Source organism: Microbacterium sp. AC145 (genome assembly GCF_979258505.1).
Genome location: NZ_OZ409859.1, coordinates 3,094,629 through 3,112,496, shown reverse-complemented (window position 1 = coordinate 3,112,496; position 17,868 = coordinate 3,094,629). Strand labels below are relative to the sequence as shown.

The window sequence follows — 17,868 nt, the reverse complement described above, 5'->3', positions numbered from 1 at the left end:
TCCTGAGAACCCGGGCAGGATGGAGACATGAAGCGCGCCGCCCGCCTGAACGCGATCCTCGACCTCCTGGCCGCGGACGGCGAGGTGAACGTCGACGAACTCGTCGAGCGCTTCGGAGCCTCGGCCGCGACCACTCGGCGCGATCTCGACTCGCTCGCCGAACAGCGTCTGCTGACCCGCACCCACGGCGGGGCCGTGGCGCACGACGTCGCCTACGAACTGCCCATCCGCTATCGCAGCCATCAGCGCACGCAGCAGAAGGAGAGCATCGCCCAGGCTGCGGCCGCCCTCGTCGCACCGGGAATGGTCGTCGGACTCTCGGGCGGCACCACGACCACGGCGATCGCGGCAGCGCTCGCCGCGCGGAGCGACCTGTCGACCGGCCCGGGCATCACCGTCGTGACGAACGCCGTGAACATCGCGGCGCAGCTCTCCACGCGTCCTGACATCAAGGTCGTCGTGACGGGTGGGGTGATCCACTCACGCAGCTATGAGCTGGTGGGCCCGTTCGTCGAGCAGCTGCTGCGCGGTGTGCGCCTCGACATGGCCTTCATCGGCGTGAACGGCATGGATGCCGAGGCCGGCGCCACCACGCAGGACGAGCGCGAGGCGGCCGTGAACCGCATGATGGCCGAGCGTTCCCGCCGCGCCGTGGTCGTCACCGACAGCAGCAAGATCGGCACGGTCGCGTTCGCCGCCGTCGGCGGTGCGGAGCTGTTCCCCGTTCTCCTCACCGACGACGGCGTCGACGACGCATCCCTCACCGCGCTGCGCGCTGCCGGCTACGAGGTGCTGACCGCCTGACCCCCTGCCTCCGGCTCTCCTTCGAGTCGCGCACTGTGCAGAAGAGCGGCGGCGGAAACTGCAAGGTGAGCGATTCGAAAGCGTCGGGGTACTCCTTGCGGGGATGCCGCGACCCCTCTCGCGGCATCCCCGGAGCAGAAGGTGTCCTGCCGTCCTCACACTCCCCAGTGAATGAGGTTCCCCAAAAATCCGACGTCTGCGCCTCCCTCGCGCTTCGTTCCCGAAGCCCTTCGCATGGCACCTTCTGCAGATAAGGAGCGGGTCGCCGATGTTCTGATACATCGTCTGGAGAAAATCTTTCAGAGCCCGCTTCCGTGGCACTGGAAAGGCGCCGTCAGACCCGTCGATGCGGATGCCGCGGCCAGCGCGACCGCCGGCGCGCCTCCTCTCGCCAGCTCCGAGTGCATGGCGCCGAGAAGCTCGCACGCCACGTCATCGGCGACGACGACGGGCGCCGCGATCACACTGCGGGTGCCGGCGTGCAGCCAGACCCGGGTCATGCCCAGCGCCTCCTCTCCCCAGCGCACCGACGAGCGGCCCAGCTCGCACGCCGAGAGCACCACGGTGTCGGGTGCGCGGGGGATCAGGTCGACGTCGTAGCCGAAGAGCGTGCCGTCGGCGAGCTCGAATCCCGAGAACAGCGGGTTGTCGACCGCGTGCCGCCCGTGCGCGGCGATGTGCAGCACGTCGACCTGCGCGGCCAGGTCGGTCACCGCCGCGACCCGTGCACCCTCTCCGGTCAGCATCCGCGCATCGCGCCACGCCCCGGCGGCCTGGCGCACCTCCTCCTCCGCCCGCGCGACGCGCGGCCCTGTCGCGAATCCCGCCGCGATCGATCCGGATGCCGCGGCGGGAAGACGCGGATGCTCGTCGCCGAGCCATCGCGACACCGAGGTCGCGAGCGTGAACGGGGTCCCGGCCATGCCGGGCAGCATGGCCCAGGGGATGCCCGCGAGGATGCCGGGCACAGTGAGCGCGAGCCGGCCTGCGCCACCCGCGACGGCGCGGGCGGGGGCGAGCAGCGCCTCGTCGAGCATGCGCAATCGCTGCTCGAGCGAGCTCATCACGGTCTGCGCCATGGGTCCGCCCCGAGTCAGGGCGGCGACGTCGAGATCAGCCCGGAGTCCGTCGAGCGCCGTGCGGATGCGAGGCCACGACAGTTCGACGATCGATGACCCCGTCTGACGCACCACGACGCAGACGAGAGCGGTGCCCGTGTACACGTAGGCCAGGATCGCCGTGTCGGCCTCCAGCCGCGCCTGCGCGTGGACGAGGTCGAGGCGCCCCCGGCTTCCCGCGACGCCCGTCGCCGTCCACTGACGGTCGCGCACTCGATCGCGCAGCTCGCGGACCCGCGCATCGGTCGTCCAGTCGGAGCCCGCGAGGTCGGCGCGCAGCATGCGCAGCTCCGCCAGGTCGGCGGCGAGCTCGGGGTCGCGCGGAGGACGCACCGGTGCCACCTGCTGGCTGAGGTGTCTGGCACGCTCGGACCAGTCGAACAGCACCTCGGCATCGCCCGACCGAGCCGCCGCGGTGAGACCCGTGAACATCAGCTCGGTGCCGTGCATCGCGACCGAGGCCTGAAGGTCGAGCGCGCCGAACGACTGCTGCCACGCGGTGAGCAGGTCGAGGCCCTCCGCGGCGATGCGCCGAGCCTCGGCATGCCTCCCTGCAGTGGATGCCCGGACCGCGCGAACCTCATGAGATCGCAGCCGCAGCGGGGTGGGCGCATCGGCGGCGAGCCGCGGCATCCGTCCTCCGCTCGACAGGCGCGAGGTCAGGGTGAGTGCCGTGGCTTCGGTGGCGAAGCCGCCACGGGCGAGCGTCGCTGCGGTGCGCGCGAACAGCTCGGCATCCGCGGGTGCCGTGGGGTGAGACCGGATGCGCGCCTCGAGCCGCACCGCCTCGGCCCGTGCCGCCCAGGCGTCGTTGCCGAGGGCGGCGAAGCGGCGGGATGCCGTGGCGGCGGCGCGCTCGGCGGCGGAGGCGTCGTGTCGCAGCAGCGATCGTGCCAGGTGGAACTCCGCCTCGCCGCGAGCCTGTCGCATGCGCTGCGCGCCGAAGCGCATCGCGACCGTGCTGAGCAGCTCTTCGGCCTCGGTGGTGAGCCCTGCATCGCGCAGCACCTCGGCCCGGTCGAGGTCGCTGATGGCCGCGGCCAGGTCGCTCGACGCGGCGAGGATCGGTCGCGACGCCGTCATCAGCGCGAGGGCCGTGACGAGATCACCGCTGAGCAGGGCCGCATAACCCAGATTGTGTCGGGCCTCGGCGAGCGGCTCCTCGGCGTCGTGGTGCTCGTAGGCCGAGGCCGCTCGGCGCAGATCGGCGCCGCACTCGTCGAGCCGGTGTCGTTGCATGCTCACGATCGAGCGGCTCATCAGCAGGTTCGCGCTCGCGATCGACCCCTCCTCGAGCGCGTCGATCGCGAGGCTGAGGGAGGTGTGGGCTTCGTCGAGCCGGCCGCTGTGCATGAGCAGCGTGCCGAGCTGGCCGTGGGCGAGGGCGACGGTCTCGGCGCTGATCCCCGGACGTGCGAGTGCCGCCCGCGAGAGTCGCTCCGCCTCGGCCGGCTCTCCGGTCTGGGCGAGCACGTACGCGCGGGTGCCGTCGATGCGGGCCAGCAGATCCTCGTCGTCGGTGCGCGCCGAGGCCGCACTCAGGGCGCGTCGAGCCTGGGCGAACCGTCGGGAGTTGGCTGCGTCGACGCCGCGCTGATGCAGCTCACGCGCAGTCAGGGGCATCCAACCAGAATGCCGGTCCGCAGTCGCGGGCGGAAGCCCCCGGAGCGGGGCAGCCGGGCGGCATGCGGGCGCGGACCCGTGCTGGATGAATGCTCAGATCACGGATGCATGGTCAATCCGGCCGTCTCGGCATGCATCCGTGATCTGAGCATGCAGGTGAAACCGGCGGCCCGGCACAGGTCAGCGCTCGACCGGTGCCGGCAGCGTCTTCAGCACCGCCGCGACCGCCTGGGCCGCGGCATCCGCACTGACACCCTTCGACGGCACCGGGCCGAGCTGGGCGGCGATGCGCCCGGCGACGAACGGCGCCGCGAACGACGTGCCGCTCCAGATCGAGAACCCGCCGCGGTAGTCGTCGGGGTCGATCGTCTCGCGCCGCAGTCCGTCGACATCCGCTCTGGTCGCCGCCTGCTCACCGCCCACGAACGCGGGCGACGTGCTCACGACGGCCGCACCCGGTGCGTACAGGCGCACCCACGGGCCGACGTTCGAGAACAGGGCGACCGAGCGGGCCGACGGGTTGAGCGCACCGACCGACACGAGTGGGGCGTCGTCGTCGGTCGGGATGCCGTTGTCGGCGCCGGGCCAGGGCCACAGCGATGCCGGGAACGACGGACGGTCGATGGCATCGTTGCCCGCCGAGCAGACGACGATGCAGCCGAGCTCGCGCGCTTTCGTGAGGATCGCTTCGAGGGTGCGGCTGAACAGGCCGTCGGTCGGGGTCTCGTGGTAGTACCCGAGCGACAGGTTGAGCACGTCGATCGGATGCCCGGTGGCAGGGTCCTCCCGATGCCGGCGCAGCAGTTCGACGACCTGCGAGACCGTGAGCAGGAAGGTGCTCTCGTCGATCACGCCGAGAGCGCCGGCCATGCGCACCGACAGGATGTCGGCATCCGGCGCCGTCTGGCGGATGATGCCGGCGATGAATGTGCCGTGCCCCGCGACCGCGTCGATCTCGCCGTCGAGCTGGCCGTACAGATCGGGATACCGCTCGGGGTCGGCGTCGTCCGTCAGGCCCACGGGCACACCGTCGAGCTCGACCTGCCGCGTGACGATGTCGTTCGGCAGCCACTCGTGCACCCCGCATCCGGTGTCGAGCACAGCCACGACCGGACGTCGTCCGCGCTTCGGGGCGGCCGTGCGCTGCGGTGCCGCGCCGATCCAGGTCACCGGCTGACGGGCGCCGCGGCCGGGTTCGAGGTAGTCGTCGCTGCCGCCCGCTCCGGCGCCGCGCACCGGGTTGGTGCGGCTGAACGGGTTGGTGCGGCTGAAGGGATTCGTGCGGCTGAACGGATTGAGCCCGACCGGGTCGATCGACAGCACATGCTCGAGACTCGTGCGCAGCATCGGGGTTCGGGTACTGCGCCGTGCGCGCTGCAGCACGCGCCAGGCGTCGGGTGGCACGGGTGATTCGCCGCGGCTCGGTTCGTCGGGCGTCGTGAGGTGCGCGCGCAGGAATCCCGGGATGCCGGGCAGCAGGGGACCCGCCGCGAGACGCGTCTCGGGCGACTCGATGTCGAGGTTCCAGCCGAACGAGCGCGCCGCCTCGAACAGCGCACGGATCTCGCCGTCATACGCCTCGTTGTCGGAGTCGCGGTCATTCGTGATCAGCAGGCGCTCGGGCAGATAGGCGGTCGGGAAGGCGCGCACGCCGCCGACCGGCTCGACGCTCGGATCCAGGGCCGCGCCTCGGCGGATCGATCCCTCCGCGCGGTCCTGCCAGGTCCATCCTCTGGGCTGCTCCATCGTCGGTCCTCTCCTCGCGGGCGGACCCGCGTCCTGTGCGGGCGGACCCGCGTGCTGTGCGGGGAATCCTGCGAGGTGCGGGACTGGCCCTGCGGTGTGAGCGGGTCGCCCCGCGGTGTGAGCGGGTCGCCCCGCGGTGGATCACAACTCGAACTGCGGGGTCGACAGGGTGCGCTGCTCGTCGCCGACCGTCGTGGTGAGGCGCACGAGAGTCAACCCGTCGGGTACGTCGTCGAACACGAAACGACCCGTGTCGCTCGCGGTCGTGGTGCGGGTCCGCTCGCCCTGAGCGAGCTCGATCAGGCCGGCGGCCGTGTCGACCCAGCCGTCGATGCGGTGAGCCCCGCTCGCTGTTCCCGTGACGTGCAGGAGGATGCTCGTCGTGCCGTCGCTGAACTGAAGGGTCAGTGCGTCCGCGTCGCCGCGCACCTCGCCCAGCGGCTGTTCGACGAGAGTCAGCAGCGCATACTCCGCCGACAGCCCCTCCGTCGCGACGGCCGCGATCATGCGATCGATCAGCGCGGCGGGCATCGGGTCGACGTCGCGCCACAGAGACCGGAGGTTGGCGAAGAGCTCGGCATCCTCGTGGTTGTCGCCGCCGTTGTTGCCGTCGTTCTCGCTCATGAGGTGCCCTCCGTCCGTGGTGTCGGTGCGTCGAGCAGGTCGCGCAGCTTGGCGAGGCACCTCTGTCGGGTCGGTCCGATGCTGCCGACCGGCATCGCCAGGTCGGCGGCGAGGCGGGCGTAGTCAGGCCGCTCTTCGAAGGCGATCACACGGAGCAGGCGCTGGCACCGGTCGGCGAGGTGTCGCACTGCGGCCCACAGTCGGCGGTGCTCGTCTCCGACGGTGGCGTGGTGCTCGGCCGACTGCTGCTCGGGCAGGAGCGCGTCGAGAGCATCCGTCTCGGTCGTGTCGACCCTGTTGTGCGCCTTGCCGGCTCGCCAGGCCTCGCGGCGCGCGGTGGTGGTGAGCCAGGCCGAGACGGCACGCGGCTCGGTGATCGATCGGTGCCCGCGCACCAGCTGCAGCCAGGTCGTCTGGATCACGTCTTCGGCCAGCGTGCGCTCGAGCCCGTAGGCGCGCACGACATGCCAGAGCACAGGCGTCATCAGCCGCACGAGGTCGTCCATCGCGCGGCTGTCGCCGTCCCGCCATGCGTCGAAGAGGTCGGCGGCCCGCTTCCAGCGTGCCGATCCGTCGTCCGGTGCAGGATCGAGAGCGGCGCCGTCGGGTGCGCCGTCGATCATGAGTCCCATTGTGATCACACCAGCAAGGAGCACGGCAAGAGCCCGGTGATACATGGACTGGGTATGTTTTTCGGAATATTGGTTGCGTGGCGGCATCCGGTGGTCCCGAATGCAGGAACATCCCCCGTCTGCAGGACCGGAGACCGGGTTCTGATCCTGCATCCGGGCTTCCGTCCTGCAGATGTGCCGGACGGATGTTCTCGGACGGATGCCGGGGACGGATGCCGGGGGCCGATGCCGGACGGATGCCGGGGGCCGATGCCGGACGGATGCCGGACGGATGCCGCGGGCGACTGCCGGTGCGAGACCGACCGGGCCGACGCGTTACCGTGGAGAGGTGATCGCCCTCGCCGTCGTGCTGTTCCTCAACGCCGCCTTCAACATCGTGGTCTGGCCCCGTTTCTACAAGCGGGTCGCGACCGACCCGCGGGCGCGGGATGCTGACGGCAAGGCCACGACCTTCCTCAAGGTGCACGTCGTGCTGATCGCGATCGCCCTGGTGTTGGCTCTCGTGTCGGTGCTCGTCGGCGTCGCGGCACTCGCCGGCGTGCTCTGAGCAAGGTTCGCGGCGACGACGAGCTAGCCCTGTCCGGGCGCTCCGTAGGTGCCGCCGTCGGGAAGCGGCGGGCAGGTCGCGGTGTCGGTCTGCGCGGCGACTTCAGCCCGCACCGCGACGCCGTCGTCCGCTTTCGCGAGTGAGTAGACGATTCCTTCCTGCGCGTCGGGGGCGGGGATGAACCCGACGATCGCCGAATCGACCGGTCCCCACTCTTCGCTGACCGGACTGAATGCGGTCGTCATGAGGTCTGCGGTGGGATTCTCGAGCAACCAGTTGGCCGCATCGACGACAGTCGTGTCGGGGATCACCCAGTACCCCTCCAACTCCTCATACGGACCGCACGGCCACCCCGTGTATGAGTTGAAGCTGCCCGACGAGGTCTCCGTGCGCACGGCACCCGGTGGGAGGTTGGCGGCGTCGAGCCACGCCTGAGCCTGGGTCAGCGCTGCCGCGTCGCCCCCGGCGGGCGCGACCGGTTCGCTCGATTCGACGGGAGCCGGTGTCTCTGCGCTGCTCCCGCCGCCCGCGGCGACGGAAGCCCCCGTCGCGCAACCGGCCAGAGCAACGGTGATGATCATGACGGCGCTGGGGACCACGAGGAAGCGATGCTGCATAGCAAGACAGTATCGCCAGGCAGTGTGCGGCAGAAGCAGGGCGGATGCGGTCAGCGGTGAGCGTCGCCGGCTGAGGCGATCTCATACTGCTTCGCGTGCTCGGCCCACTGCGCCTCGACCGGCAGGGCGCGCAGCGCGCGGTTACTCAGTGCGAGCACGACGGCGATCACGCAGAGCGCCGCGCATCCGAGGATCGTCCACTCTCGACCGATCCAGGTGAGTCCGAAGCCGGCGATCAGCGGCGCGAGAGGCATCGCCCCCATGCCGAGCACCCCGGCCGCACTGTTCGCCCGACCCAGCAGCTCGGTCGGCGTGGCGACCATGAAATAGCCCATCAGTCCGGCGTTCAGGGCAGGCAGCAGAAGCACCGATGCGCCGAGCACCGCGACGATCGCCCAGGGCTCGGTCACGGTCGCGAGCATCGCTGCGCCGAGCGCGGCCACCGACAGCCCGCCGATCGCGAGAACGCCGGCGCGGATGCGGGGCACGAGGAGTGGCGCGATGACCGCGCCCACCAGCATCACGGCCCCGACCGCTGCACCCAGTGATCCGATGAGGAGCTCGGAGTATCCGGCCTGCTGCAGGGCGTAGATCGTCGTGGTGATCGCCGCATTGAAACCGAGGTTGATGATCGTGATGATCAGCAGCACGCCGCCCAGGTCGGGCCGCGAGAGCAGCCAGGAGAAGCCCTCGCGAAGCTCGGCCCAGGCGCTGGTCTTCACAGCGACGGCCGCGGCGGCGGAATCCGCGCTCGGTTCTGTGGGAAAACCCAGACCCTCACGCGCGTCGACGGCGGGTCCGTATGCGACACGCCCTGCGGTGATCGCATCGTCTCCGTTTTCCGATGACCAGGCAGCTGGCCGGTGCGGGGCCGCACGCAGCATCCAGGCCGCGACGGCGGACACCGCGTGGCACACGGTCATCGCGACGCCCACGAGCCACCCGCCGGCACCGAGCAGCAGCCCACCCAGTGGCCCGCCGGCGAGCTGAAGCGCGGCATCCCGGGCCTGATTGGCCGCCTGAGCTCGACCCATCGCGTCATCGGGAACGAGTTCTTTCAGGGCGCTCTCGCCGGCGACGTCGAACAGGCCGCTGCGCGCGGACAGCAGCACGTTGGCTGCGAGCAGCGTGCCGAAAGTCAGGGCGTCGGCGAGGGCCAGCACCGTGAAGGCGCCGGAGAAGAGGATGCCGATGAGTGAGCCGATCAGCATCAGGAGGATGCGTCGATGGCGATCGGCGAGGATGCCGCCGGCGAGTGTGAGCACGAGGCGGGCGACCATGCCCGCGCCGCCGATGATGCCGGCCTGCGCGGGGTCGTTCGTGACGATCAGGGCGAGCAACGGGATGGCGAAGGCGAACAGCGCGGCGGCGAGGCCCTTGCTCGTGTCGCTCACGAGCCACGTCAGGTATCGGGCGTTCCGCCACAGTCGGTGGGGAGCGGTCGCAGTCGTCATGTCCACCACAGTAGTTCCGCAAGAGAAGTTGCGCAATAGTTATTGCGCAACTTCAGGTGCGGATACACTCGCGGTATGAGCGAGCCGAAGAAAGAGACCGATCAGGTCTGGATGACGTCGGCGATGCTGAAGGCATACGCGCATCCGCTGCGCCGTCAGATGATGCGCCTGTTCTCCCGCCGCGAGCATCTGCGTGCCGCCGACGTCGCCGCCGACCTCGGCGTCGCCGCCAACAGTGCGAGCTTCCACCTGCGCGTGCTCGCCGACGCCGGGCTGATCGAAGAGGCCCCGGAGCATGCACGCGACCGGCGCGATCGGGTCTGGAAGTCGCGCCCGGGATCGATGAGCGTCGGCGGTCCCAAGCATCCGGTGCCCGACGAGGTGCTCGGCACGGCGATGGTCCGCTCGCTCGCCGACGACCATCAGGAGATGATGGCCCGAGTGATCGCCTGGACTCCCGAGTATGTCTCGGGCCGCACCGCCGAGGTGCACGCCGCGTTCTCGCAGCGCATGGTCAGGCTCACGGAGGCGGAGTTCGAGGCAGTGATGACCCGCGTGCAGGAGGTCTTCACCGAGGCGGCGGAGGCCCACGACAAGGCCGACCCCGCAGGGCGCCCCTGGCAGATCGATGTGCTGGCCGCCGACGACACGATCTGACGGTTCCCCCGGCGGGGGTCAGTCCGTGGCGGGATCGGAGGTATCGGGATCGTCGTCGTCGGGTGCCCGATGCCCGCTGAGGATCAGGATGCGGCGCAGCTGCATCGCCGCGAGCACGCCGGGGCCCATCGATCGACGCACGTCGAGGGTGCGGTGATCGACCGTCTCGAGCAGCATCCGGATGGCGCGCGCCGCCTCGGCCCTGATGCGATGGTCGGCCGGCGACAGAGGCTCCTGCTGGGCGATCACCTCGGCCACGGCGTGGCAGGCGGCCGACAGCGGCTCGGGCAGCGCGGCGTCGAGCTCCAACGCGCCCGGTCGATCCCAGATCGTGTCGGCCACCTCGTCGGAGATGTCTCGGATCAGGTGCGCGATGCGGTCGAGCGCCGCCAGCTCGGCGTGCACATGCCGGGTGTCCCCGCGCAGACCGCGGGCCCTCACGTTGCCGCGCCGGCTGTCGTCGGCCTCTGTCAGCGCGGTGCGCAGTTCCGAGGTCGTGTCGGCGAGAGATGCCGCGTCGTCCGCCCACTTCTCGTGCTCGGGCGGCCAGGACTCCGACACGGCAGAGCCGATGTCGTGCAGGTGCGTGCTCAGCTGCTCGCGGAATGCGTCGACCTTGGCTGTCGCGGCCAGAGTGAGCGGAGCGGGCGCGATCACCACGTTGACCACGAGTCCGATGATCACGCCGACCGCCATCTGCACGAGGTAGCCGAGGGAGTAATCGTCGGCGTTCTGGCCGCCGATGATCAGCACGAACAGCGCGGCGACCGGCACGTACTCGCGGGCGGCGCCGAACCATCCCGTGCCGGAGATGAGCATGCCCACCCCGACCACGGCGGGGATCGTCCACCACGTCGGGCCCACGGTCATCACGACGAGCAGGGCCAGGCCGATGCCTGTGGCAAGGCCGAGCAGAGTCTGCAGGCCCGAACGCAGCGACCCCATGAGCGTGGGGTACATGCTCACGAGCGCGCCGAGCGGGGCGTAGTAGGGGTATTCCTGTGTGATGCCCGGCATGTGCGGGGCGATCGTCCAGGCGAGGCCCACGGCCACCGTGGTCTTCGCCACGAGCAGCAGGCGGGCCGGATGCAGGGCTTCGCGGATCTCGAGTGCGGCCCCCGAGCGGCGCGCTCGGAGTCGCGTGGTGATGGTGCTCACGGCATCCCTTCGTAGACCTCCCCTGAAGGGTGACGCTATCCGGTGCGGGTGCGTGCTCGCACCGGGTTGCATCCTGCGCTCGCGGCAGGTAGCGCGGGTACACGACGACGCCGGCCGCCCCGTGGGGAGCGACCGGCGTCGGACGTGCGTCAATGTGTCAGGGGATCGCCCGGCGGAACGCCAGGAACGAGACTCCGGAAAGCACCACTGTGGCGACGAGTCCCCACAGTGCGAGGCCCACAGCCCCCGCGTCGAGGATGCCCCTCCACACCTCGTCCCACAGCTCGAGCCGGGTCGCGAGGAACGCGAGGCCGACGAGGATCAGCGCGAGGCCCACACCGACGATGGTGAGCACGGTCGGCCCCCAGCTCTTGTAGATCGTCGCACCGGTGAAGCCGACGACGAACAGGAACAGGGCGAGGGTGAAGTAGACGATGAACGCCCCGAGCGGACCCGCCTCCCACAGCCACGGCAGGTAGAACACGTAGCCGTTGACGCCGTATCCGTTGGTCAGCGTCTCGATGGCGCCGCCGATCAGGAACACCACTCCCATGAACACGCTGCCGAGGATCGCCGTGAGCAGCGTGCCGAAGAAGAAGTCGCGCCGGGTGATGCTCATCGCCTGCGAGAACGGGAAGGTGAGCGTCATGGCCGAGATGCCGATGGCGAAGAAGTACCAGAGCGGTGCCTGACCGCCACCGCCGTACTTCGGGGTGTCGACGGGGATCATCGCGTAGATCAGCACCGAGAGCACGACCGCCGAGCCGAGGATGATCAGCGGCACCCAGATGAACGTCTGGCGATTGATCAACTGCAGGCGGATGACGTTGAGTGTGCGTCGCATCAGCGCACCTCCTCTTTCGTGGACGAGGCTCTGGTGGTTGATTCCGTCTCTGCGCGCTGCGTGAGCCGGACGATCAGCTGCTGCAGCGAGACGGGCGCGAGATCGAGACCGGATGCCGTGACCTCGGCACGCTCGGAGGAAGAGAGGTGCCCGAGCACGGTGACGGATGCCACACGGCCGAGCGCCTCGCGGTGCAGGACCTCCCGGCCGGAGGCCCACGCGTCGACCTTGGCGGCATCGCCGACCACGGTGACGGCGCGGTCGCGCACGGCATCCGTGTCTTCGTTGAGGAGGATCTTGCCGTTGTCGATCACGATGACCTTCTCGATGAGGTTCGAGACCTCATCGATCAGGTGCGACGAGAGGACGATGGTGCGCGGATGCTCGGCGTAGTCCTCGAGCAGACGGTCGTAGAAGATCTGGCGGGCGACCGCGTCGAGACCCAGGTAGGGCTCGTCGAAGAAGGTCAGCTCGGCGCGCGAGGCGAGCCCGATGATGACCCCGACCGCCGAGAGCTGACCGCGGGAGAGCTTCTTGATGGTCTGTTTCATCGGCAGCTGGAACTGCTCGATGAGTTCGTCGGCGAGCTCCTGGTTCCAGTTGTGGAAGAACAGGCTCGCGGCCTTGAACGCGTGACGCGGGTATGCGTCATCCGGGTACTTCTGGCTCTCGCGCACGAAGCAGGTGCGATTGAGGACCCGCGTGTTCTCGTAGGGGTGCTCGCCGAAGACGCGCACGGTTCCGGATGACTCGAAGTTCTGCGCGGTCAGGATCGACATGAGCGTCGTCTTGCCGGCGCCGTTCCGGCCGAGGAGTCCGTAGATCGCTCCGCCTTCGAGGGTGAGCGACACGTCGTCGAGCGCGTTCTTCTCCTTGTAGTGCTTGGTGAGGTTCTGGACCTCGATGACGGCGGTCATGCGGGGGTCGTCCCTTCTGTGTTCTCTGTCTGGGTTGCCTGCGCTGCGCGTTCACGCAGCAGCGTGGCGAGGTCTTCGGCGCCGAGCCCCAGCGTGCGGGCCTCGGCGAGGAGTGGATCGATGTAGCGGTCGGCGAAGGCGGCGCGCCGCTCGCCGACGACGATGTCCCGCGCTCCGGCGGCGACGAACATGCCGATGCCGCGGCGCTTGTACAGCACTCCCTTGTCGGTGAGCATGGCGACTCCCTTCGCTGCGGTCGCGGGGTTGATCCGGTAGAAACCGGCGAGTTCGTTCGTCGACGGGGCCTGAGACTCCTCCTCGAGGGAGCCGTCGATGATCGAGTCCTCGATCTGCTCGGCGATCTGGAGGAAGAGCGGCTTGCCTTCGTCGATCACGAGTCCTCCGCGTGGTTGGTGGGTTAGTTACTCGACTAGGTAACCACTGAACCCGGATTGTGTCAACCGTCTCTGTGCTGCTGCTGCTGCTGCTGCTGCTGTGGGCGGGGGTGCGGACGCGGGCGGGGTCGATTTCGCATCCGGAAGTCGGTTCGTGTCGGGGCGGGGCCAGTTCCGCATCCGAAAGCCGTGTATCCGGTGCGTTATTGGCCCCGCAGGGGAGTGCGTGCTCTTCTGACCCCGCTCGGCCTGCTCGGCTCGCTCGGTCCGGAGACCCGGGAGGGCGACCGGCGGTACGCCCCTCGTGGCGCTCGTAGGCTGGACCCGTGGACTTCCCCTTCAGCCGCTTGCGCCGCTGGCCCGACGTCGAGGCAGACAACCTGCAGGCCTACGACGCGACCGACCTGCTGCTCGTCGAGCGCGCTCTGGCGCTGGGGATCGAGGGGCCCGAGATCGCGGTGATCGGGGATGAGTACGGCGCGATCACGCTCGCGCTGACGGATGCCGGCGTCGACGGCATCCGCGTGCATCAGGACCTCGCGACCGGGCGTCGGGCTCTCGCGCGCAACGCCGACGAGCTCGCACTGTCGGGCTTCACGCCGCACGAGCTCGATGCGACCCTGCTCGACGGTGCACGGCTCGTGCTGCTGCAGCTGCCCAAGGCGCTTGCTGAACTCGAGGAGATCGCGGATGCCGTGGCGCGCTGGGCCGCCCCGGATGTCGTGCTCGTCGCCGGTGGCCGCGTGAAGCATATGACCATCGCGCAGAACGATGTGCTCGGACGCAGTTTCGGCCACGTGCAGGCGCAGCGGGCCGAACGGAAGTCGCGGCTGATCGTATCGTCAGAGCCGAGAGAAGTACCGGTCACGCCGCCTTTTCCGACCTCGGTGGTGCACGGAGGCCTGACTCTGGTCGCTCACGGCGGCGCGTTCGCCGGGGCGAAGCTCGACATCGGCACGCGGGTTCTGCTCGAGGCCCTTCGACAGGCTCAGGGACCCAGCGGGGTTCAGGGACCCAGCGGGGTTCAGGGATCCAGCGAAGGTCGATCATCCGCGGGAGGGGAGGCGCCGAGCCCGACCCCGCTCGCCGTCGATCTGGGCTGCGGAACAGGCGCGCTCGCCGCGTCGTACGCCCTCGCGCACCCCGATCTCCAGGTCATCGCGACTGACAGATCGGCTTCGGCCGTCGCCTCTGCCCGCGCCACCATGGCGGCCAACGGTGTCGCAGACCGGGTCGCCGTCATACACGACGATGCCGGCTCAGAACTCGCCGATGGGAGCGTGGACGTCGTGCTGCTCAACCCGCCGTTCCACCTCGGCAGCAGCGTGCACACCGGCGCCGCGACACGCCTGTTCGAGGCCGCCGCCCGCATCCTCCGCCCCGGCGGCGAGCTGTTCACGGTCTTCAACTCGTCGCTCGGATATCGCGCCGAACTCACCCGCCTCATCGGGGCCACCGAGCAGCTCGAGCGCACGTCGAAGTTCACGGTGACGCGCAGCATCCGTCGCTGACCACCCACGTTCGCTGCGGCGGACATGGACGGCGGGGCCACCGGTACTCACTTCGCGTGGAAGCCCGTCGAGTCCGGCCACGTCATCGGCGACTCTGATGGTGATCGTCGGCCGCCTCTCGAGCGGCAGTACGCGCACGGTTCCCCGCACGAATACGCAACTTCCGCGTGCGCACCACTGGGTATCGCCCGAACCGCGTGGGCCCCCTGCTCTTCGGAGGTGTCATAGGAGCATCGGCCACTCCTGGACATCGCCGCGCAGCTGCGCAGTGACAGCGTTCGGTGCAAGCCCCGACGGCCACCTGGCCTCGGTCGAACCAGTCCTCGCAGTGGGGCTACACGCAGAAAGAGAAACATGGACAACCACGCATCAACGATCGTTGTCACCGAGGAGCGCACGCGTCGCCGGGGACTGGTCTGGATCGGCCTCGGAGCCGTCGCTCTTCTCTCGGGAGGGTCGACGTTCGCCCTCTGGAGCGCCAACGACACCTTCGCGGGTGGCGACATCACCGCGGGTGACCTCAACCTCGTTCAGACGGCCGACACCTCGTTCTACGACGTGTCCGCTGACCGTGCTGACGCCACCGAGACCCTCGTGGGCACCGACGGCACGCAGCTCGGCCACCTGATCGACGACGCGTCCTGGCGCGCCGTCCCGGGTGACAAGGTCGCTGCCGCGTTCTCGGCAGACGTCACGCTCGAGGGCGACAACCTCGTCGGCAAGCTCTCGGTCGCCGGCCTCGACGCCATGATCGACGGCAACGCATCCATGACCTGGTCCTACGAGGTCTACAACAAGGGCACGCTGCTCGTCTCCGAGACCGCGGTCCCCGCCGACAGCAGCCTGTTCTACCTGTCGGCGCCGGCCACGGGTCAGGCCGACGGCGTCGACGACGGCGTCGCCATGGCCGCCACCGCGGGTGACGTCGCGGGGTCGACCGTCTTCCAGATGACCGACACGTCCGAGGACGTCACCGTGGTGCTCTACGGCACGTTCGACAGCACCGCCGGTGACGCCGGCAAGGCGACGGTCGCTGCAGACGGCAGCTACTCGGACCAGACCGAGGCAGCCACGGGCACCCGTGAGGACGCCCTGACCGTCGACACCCTGGCTGAGCTGAAGCTGCAGCTCGACCAGGTCCGCGACACCGGCTCGCAGTTCAACTGAGCACGTCCGAGCACCGGGGCACCCGCGTGAGCGGGTGCCCCACAACAAGGAGAAGAAAGTGCCTCGCAACCGAATCAGATCCACGCGGACCCGGCAGGGTGCAGGGATCCGTCTGGCGCGGGTGCCCGGCTCTCTCTGGCAGGCACTCGGCGCCTTCGTCGGGGCGATCGCCGTCGGCGTCATCATCGTCGTCGTCGCGACCCTGTTCCTCATCCCGCGCATCCTCGGGGGAGACAGTCTCACCGTGCTCACCGGCTCGATGGAGCCCGGCCTCTCACCCGGCGACGTCGTCGCAGTGCGAGGGATCGCGGAGGAGGATGTCTGCACAGACGTCTCGATCGGCGACATCGTGACCTACCACCCCACCCCGAACGACCCCGCGCTCATCACCCACCGCGTCATCGCCAAGACCGTGGGCGACTACGACGACGGCACGTCCTGCCGACTCATCCTGCAGGGCGACGCGAACTCGGCGCCGGATGAGCCGGTCTCGCCCGAGCAGGTACGCGGTGTGTTCCTGTACGGCATCCCCGCCGTGGGGTGGGCACGCAGCTGGGTCGAGGACAACAAGATCCTCGTGTTCTCGATCTTCGCTCTCTTGGCAGTGGGGATCTACGCGCTCGATCGGGCACGCCCACGAACGCGGATCCGCACCATCGCCGGAGCGCCGGTCGCTCCCGACACCGTCTCGCCCTCCGCCGATGACGACAGAGTGTCCAGCGGTGACGCCTCGCTCCGACTGCGAGAGCTCGACCTGCGCGAGCGAGAGCTCTCCCTCCGCGAGCGCGAGGTCGCTCTCATGGAACAACAATTTCACTCCACTGCAACAGCCACACCGTCTCCGCGGGAGGAACACTCATGAGTGCCTATATCGATGCCTCCGGCGACAGCTACTCCCTGAAGCAGCCTTCGCGGCTCGCACGCGGCGCACGAATCCTCGGCGCCATCGCCGTCGTGCTCGCCATCCTCGTCTCACTGGTGTTCTCCATGGCCCCGGCAAGTGCCACCATCTTCGGGACTCGCAGCCCGTCTGAGGAAGCCCCGAGCGGGGCCACGGGGGCCAAGACCTACGCCACGGGCGACGCGGGCGTCACCTCGACCACCGCCACAGAGGCAGACCTGGTCTCCGGTCGGTGGGATGGGCACACGGTTCATCTCGATTGGCGAGGCTCCGAATACGCGACGGCCGAGGCGAGTTTCGTGGGTGAGCGTGTGATCTCGCCCGGCGATCATGTCTCGCGAACCCTCAGCGTTCGCAACGACGGCCCCTCCGACGGTGTCATGGCCGTCGGGCTCGTGCTGGCAGAGACCGTGCCGGCGCTGGCCGCCAACCCGGAACTCGGCGACCACGTCACGCTCTTCTGGGACATCGCCGGTGTGACCGGATCTGCACCGTTCTCCGATCTGCTCGCTCTCGACGACGGGCGTCCCGAACTCGTGCAGGTGCAGGTTCCGCGCGGCGCCGATGTTCCGGTCACCGTCGGATTCGACGTTCCGATGGCCCTGGCCACGGAGATGAACGCGAACGCCGAGTCGACCGACCTGCGTTTCGATGTGGAGGTGCAGCTCGAGGGTGACACGAGCACGACCCCTCCGATTCTTGCGGAGACTGGCACGGACGCGGCCATCACCGCGATGCTCGTCGCTCTCGCACTCGGAATCGCTGCCGCGGGCCTGCTCCTGCTCGCTGCCCGCCGTCGCCGATGCGACGAATGCGATGACGTGATCGGCCGAGGCGTGGCCTGGGTGGCTCGGCGCACGGCAGCCGGCGAACGCGCGACACTCTGCCTCGGATGCGCTCCGTCACCCGTTCGCCCCGGCCTGGTGCTTTCGGCATAGGAACAACGCGGTCGGGGGACGCAGCGCCGGTGATCCCGGCCCCCGAAACGCCCGCACGACACCGCCTCGCGATCGCGTCCGAAACCCGCGCAATCCCCCGGTCAGCCGAAGAAACTGAACGGTGCTCGGGATCGTGGATTTGCCCCTGACCGGCCATTTCGTTACGTTGGTCTGTGGGCCTGACGGCCCGAAGACCAGTCCGCGACCACGTCCTT

The 17,868-nt window shown here is 69.4% G+C and carries 17 protein-coding genes; 7 read left to right on the top strand and 10 right to left on the bottom strand.

Annotated features, from left to right (window positions below; genetic code table 11):
- Positions 1-27: 27 nt before the first annotated feature.
- The gene (locus tag ACZZZN_RS14910) at positions 28-804 is read left to right on the top strand and encodes a DeoR/GlpR family DNA-binding transcription regulator (protein ID WP_463505925.1); all 777 of its coding nucleotides are present in this window, start codon (positions 28-30) and stop codon (positions 802-804) included.
- Between the two features lie 299 nt (positions 805-1,103).
- Here ACZZZN_RS14910 and ACZZZN_RS14905 read toward each other — a convergent pair whose 3' ends face one another.
- From ACZZZN_RS14905 to ACZZZN_RS14890, 4 genes are all read right to left on the bottom strand, one after another.
- Complete coding sequence (locus ACZZZN_RS14905) at positions 1,104-3,545, bottom strand: CHAT domain-containing protein (protein ID WP_463505924.1); 2,442 nt, start codon at positions 3,543-3,545, stop codon at positions 1,104-1,106.
- Positions 3,546-3,725: 180 nt separating this feature from the next.
- Entirely contained in the window at positions 3,726-5,291 is a 1,566-nt protein-coding gene (locus ACZZZN_RS14900) for a S8 family peptidase (protein ID WP_463505923.1), read from the bottom strand.
- A gap of 141 nt (positions 5,292-5,432) precedes the next feature.
- The gene (locus tag ACZZZN_RS14895) at positions 5,433-5,915 is read right to left on the bottom strand and encodes a hypothetical protein (RefSeq protein ID WP_463505922.1); all 483 of its coding nucleotides are present in this window, start codon (positions 5,913-5,915) and stop codon (positions 5,433-5,435) included.
- Positions 5,912-6,538 carry an RNA polymerase sigma factor gene (locus ACZZZN_RS14890; protein WP_463505921.1) on the bottom strand — a complete coding sequence of 209 codons (627 nt, stop codon included), beginning with the start codon at positions 6,536-6,538 and terminating at the stop codon, positions 5,912-5,914. The genes ACZZZN_RS14895 and ACZZZN_RS14890 overlap by 4 nt, the downstream gene beginning before the upstream one ends.
- Before the next feature lie 337 nt (positions 6,539-6,875).
- On the opposite strand from ACZZZN_RS14890, the gene ACZZZN_RS14885 reads away from it, so the two are divergent.
- Positions 6,876-7,094, top strand: a complete 219-nt coding sequence (locus ACZZZN_RS14885; protein WP_463505920.1) for an SCO4848 family membrane protein — start codon at positions 6,876-6,878, stop codon at positions 7,092-7,094.
- Positions 7,095-7,117: 23 nt separating this feature from the next.
- Here ACZZZN_RS14885 and ACZZZN_RS14880 read toward each other — a convergent pair whose 3' ends face one another.
- Together ACZZZN_RS14880 and ACZZZN_RS14875 are read right to left on the bottom strand one after the other, a co-directional pair.
- Positions 7,118-7,711 carry a hypothetical protein gene (locus ACZZZN_RS14880; protein ID WP_463505919.1) on the bottom strand — a complete coding sequence of 198 codons (594 nt, stop codon included), beginning with the start codon at positions 7,709-7,711 and terminating at the stop codon, positions 7,118-7,120.
- A gap of 50 nt (positions 7,712-7,761) precedes the next feature.
- The gene (locus ACZZZN_RS14875; RefSeq protein ID WP_463505918.1) at positions 7,762-9,165 is read right to left on the bottom strand and encodes an MFS transporter; all 1,404 of its coding nucleotides are present in this window, start codon (positions 9,163-9,165) and stop codon (positions 7,762-7,764) included.
- A 75-nt stretch (positions 9,166-9,240) separates the two neighbouring features.
- Between ACZZZN_RS14875 and ACZZZN_RS14870 the strand changes: the two genes are divergently transcribed.
- Positions 9,241-9,822 carry a helix-turn-helix domain-containing protein gene (locus ACZZZN_RS14870; protein ID WP_463505917.1) on the top strand — a complete coding sequence of 194 codons (582 nt, stop codon included), beginning with the start codon at positions 9,241-9,243 and terminating at the stop codon, positions 9,820-9,822.
- 18 nt (positions 9,823-9,840) lie between these two features.
- On the opposite strand, the gene ACZZZN_RS14865 is transcribed toward ACZZZN_RS14870, so the two are convergent.
- The 4 genes from ACZZZN_RS14865 to ACZZZN_RS14850 all read right to left on the bottom strand — a co-directional run bounded on the left by ACZZZN_RS14865 (position 9,841) and on the right by ACZZZN_RS14850 (position 13,136).
- The gene (locus ACZZZN_RS14865; RefSeq protein ID WP_463505916.1) at positions 9,841-10,980 is read right to left on the bottom strand and encodes an FUSC family protein; all 1,140 of its coding nucleotides are present in this window, start codon (positions 10,978-10,980) and stop codon (positions 9,841-9,843) included.
- A gap of 157 nt (positions 10,981-11,137) precedes the next feature.
- On the bottom strand, positions 11,138-11,824 hold the full coding sequence (locus ACZZZN_RS14860) for a hypothetical protein (protein WP_463505915.1): 687 nt from the start codon (positions 11,822-11,824) through the stop codon (positions 11,138-11,140).
- Positions 11,824-12,741: an ABC transporter ATP-binding protein gene (locus ACZZZN_RS14855; protein WP_463505914.1), complete on the bottom strand. Its 918-nt coding sequence runs from the start codon at positions 12,739-12,741 to the stop codon at positions 11,824-11,826. Before ACZZZN_RS14855 ends, ACZZZN_RS14860 begins: the two co-directional genes overlap by 1 nt.
- Positions 12,738-13,136, bottom strand: coding sequence for a GntR family transcriptional regulator (locus ACZZZN_RS14850; protein WP_463505913.1), 399 nt, complete (start codon positions 13,134-13,136; stop codon positions 12,738-12,740). The genes ACZZZN_RS14855 and ACZZZN_RS14850 overlap by 4 nt, the downstream gene beginning before the upstream one ends.
- A 326-nt stretch (positions 13,137-13,462) precedes the next feature.
- Between ACZZZN_RS14850 and ACZZZN_RS14845 the strand changes: the two genes are divergently transcribed.
- From ACZZZN_RS14845 to ACZZZN_RS14830, 4 genes are all read left to right on the top strand, one after another.
- A complete protein-coding gene (locus tag ACZZZN_RS14845) occupies positions 13,463-14,647 on the top strand; it encodes a class I SAM-dependent methyltransferase (RefSeq protein WP_463505912.1) in 1,185 nt (394 codons plus the stop codon).
- Between the two features lie 354 nt (positions 14,648-15,001).
- The gene (locus ACZZZN_RS14840; protein WP_463505911.1) at positions 15,002-15,814 is read left to right on the top strand and encodes an alternate-type signal peptide domain-containing protein; all 813 of its coding nucleotides are present in this window, start codon (positions 15,002-15,004) and stop codon (positions 15,812-15,814) included.
- Positions 15,815-15,872: 58 nt separating this feature from the next.
- Positions 15,873-16,676: a signal peptidase I gene (locus tag ACZZZN_RS14835; protein ID WP_463505910.1), complete on the top strand. Its 804-nt coding sequence runs from the start codon at positions 15,873-15,875 to the stop codon at positions 16,674-16,676.
- Positions 16,673-17,653, top strand: coding sequence for a hypothetical protein (locus ACZZZN_RS14830; protein WP_463505909.1), 981 nt, complete (start codon positions 16,673-16,675; stop codon positions 17,651-17,653). The genes ACZZZN_RS14835 and ACZZZN_RS14830 overlap by 4 nt, the downstream gene beginning before the upstream one ends.
- Positions 17,654-17,868 lie beyond the last annotated feature (215 nt).

What these genes read in the sequence shown, in the direction of transcription:
- ACZZZN_RS14910 (WP_463505925.1), top strand. Translation starts at nt 28, where the DNA reads ATGAAGCGCGCCGCCCGCCTGAACGCGATCCTCGACCTCCTGGCCGCG.
- ACZZZN_RS14905 (WP_463505924.1), bottom strand. Translation starts at nt 3,545, where the DNA reads ATGCCCCTGACTGCGCGTGAGCTGCATCAGCGCGGCGTCGACGCAGCC.
- ACZZZN_RS14900 (WP_463505923.1), bottom strand. Translation starts at nt 5,291, where the DNA reads ATGGAGCAGCCCAGAGGATGGACCTGGCAGGACCGCGCGGAGGGATCG.
- ACZZZN_RS14895 (WP_463505922.1), bottom strand. Translation starts at nt 5,915, where the DNA reads ATGAGCGAGAACGACGGCAACAACGGCGGCGACAACCACGAGGATGCC.
- ACZZZN_RS14890 (WP_463505921.1), bottom strand. Translation starts at nt 6,538, where the DNA reads ATGATCGACGGCGCACCCGACGGCGCCGCTCTCGATCCTGCACCGGAC.
- ACZZZN_RS14880 (WP_463505919.1), bottom strand. Translation starts at nt 7,711, where the DNA reads ATGCAGCATCGCTTCCTCGTGGTCCCCAGCGCCGTCATGATCATCACC.
- ACZZZN_RS14875 (WP_463505918.1), bottom strand. Translation starts at nt 9,165, where the DNA reads ATGACGACTGCGACCGCTCCCCACCGACTGTGGCGGAACGCCCGATAC.
- ACZZZN_RS14870 (WP_463505917.1), top strand. Translation starts at nt 9,241, where the DNA reads ATGAGCGAGCCGAAGAAAGAGACCGATCAGGTCTGGATGACGTCGGCG.
- ACZZZN_RS14860 (WP_463505915.1), bottom strand. Translation starts at nt 11,824, where the DNA reads ATGCGACGCACACTCAACGTCATCCGCCTGCAGTTGATCAATCGCCAG.
- ACZZZN_RS14855 (WP_463505914.1), bottom strand. Translation starts at nt 12,741, where the DNA reads ATGACCGCCGTCATCGAGGTCCAGAACCTCACCAAGCACTACAAGGAG.
- ACZZZN_RS14840 (WP_463505911.1), top strand. Translation starts at nt 15,002, where the DNA reads ATGGACAACCACGCATCAACGATCGTTGTCACCGAGGAGCGCACGCGT.
- ACZZZN_RS14830 (WP_463505909.1), top strand. Translation starts at nt 16,673, where the DNA reads ATGAGTGCCTATATCGATGCCTCCGGCGACAGCTACTCCCTGAAGCAG.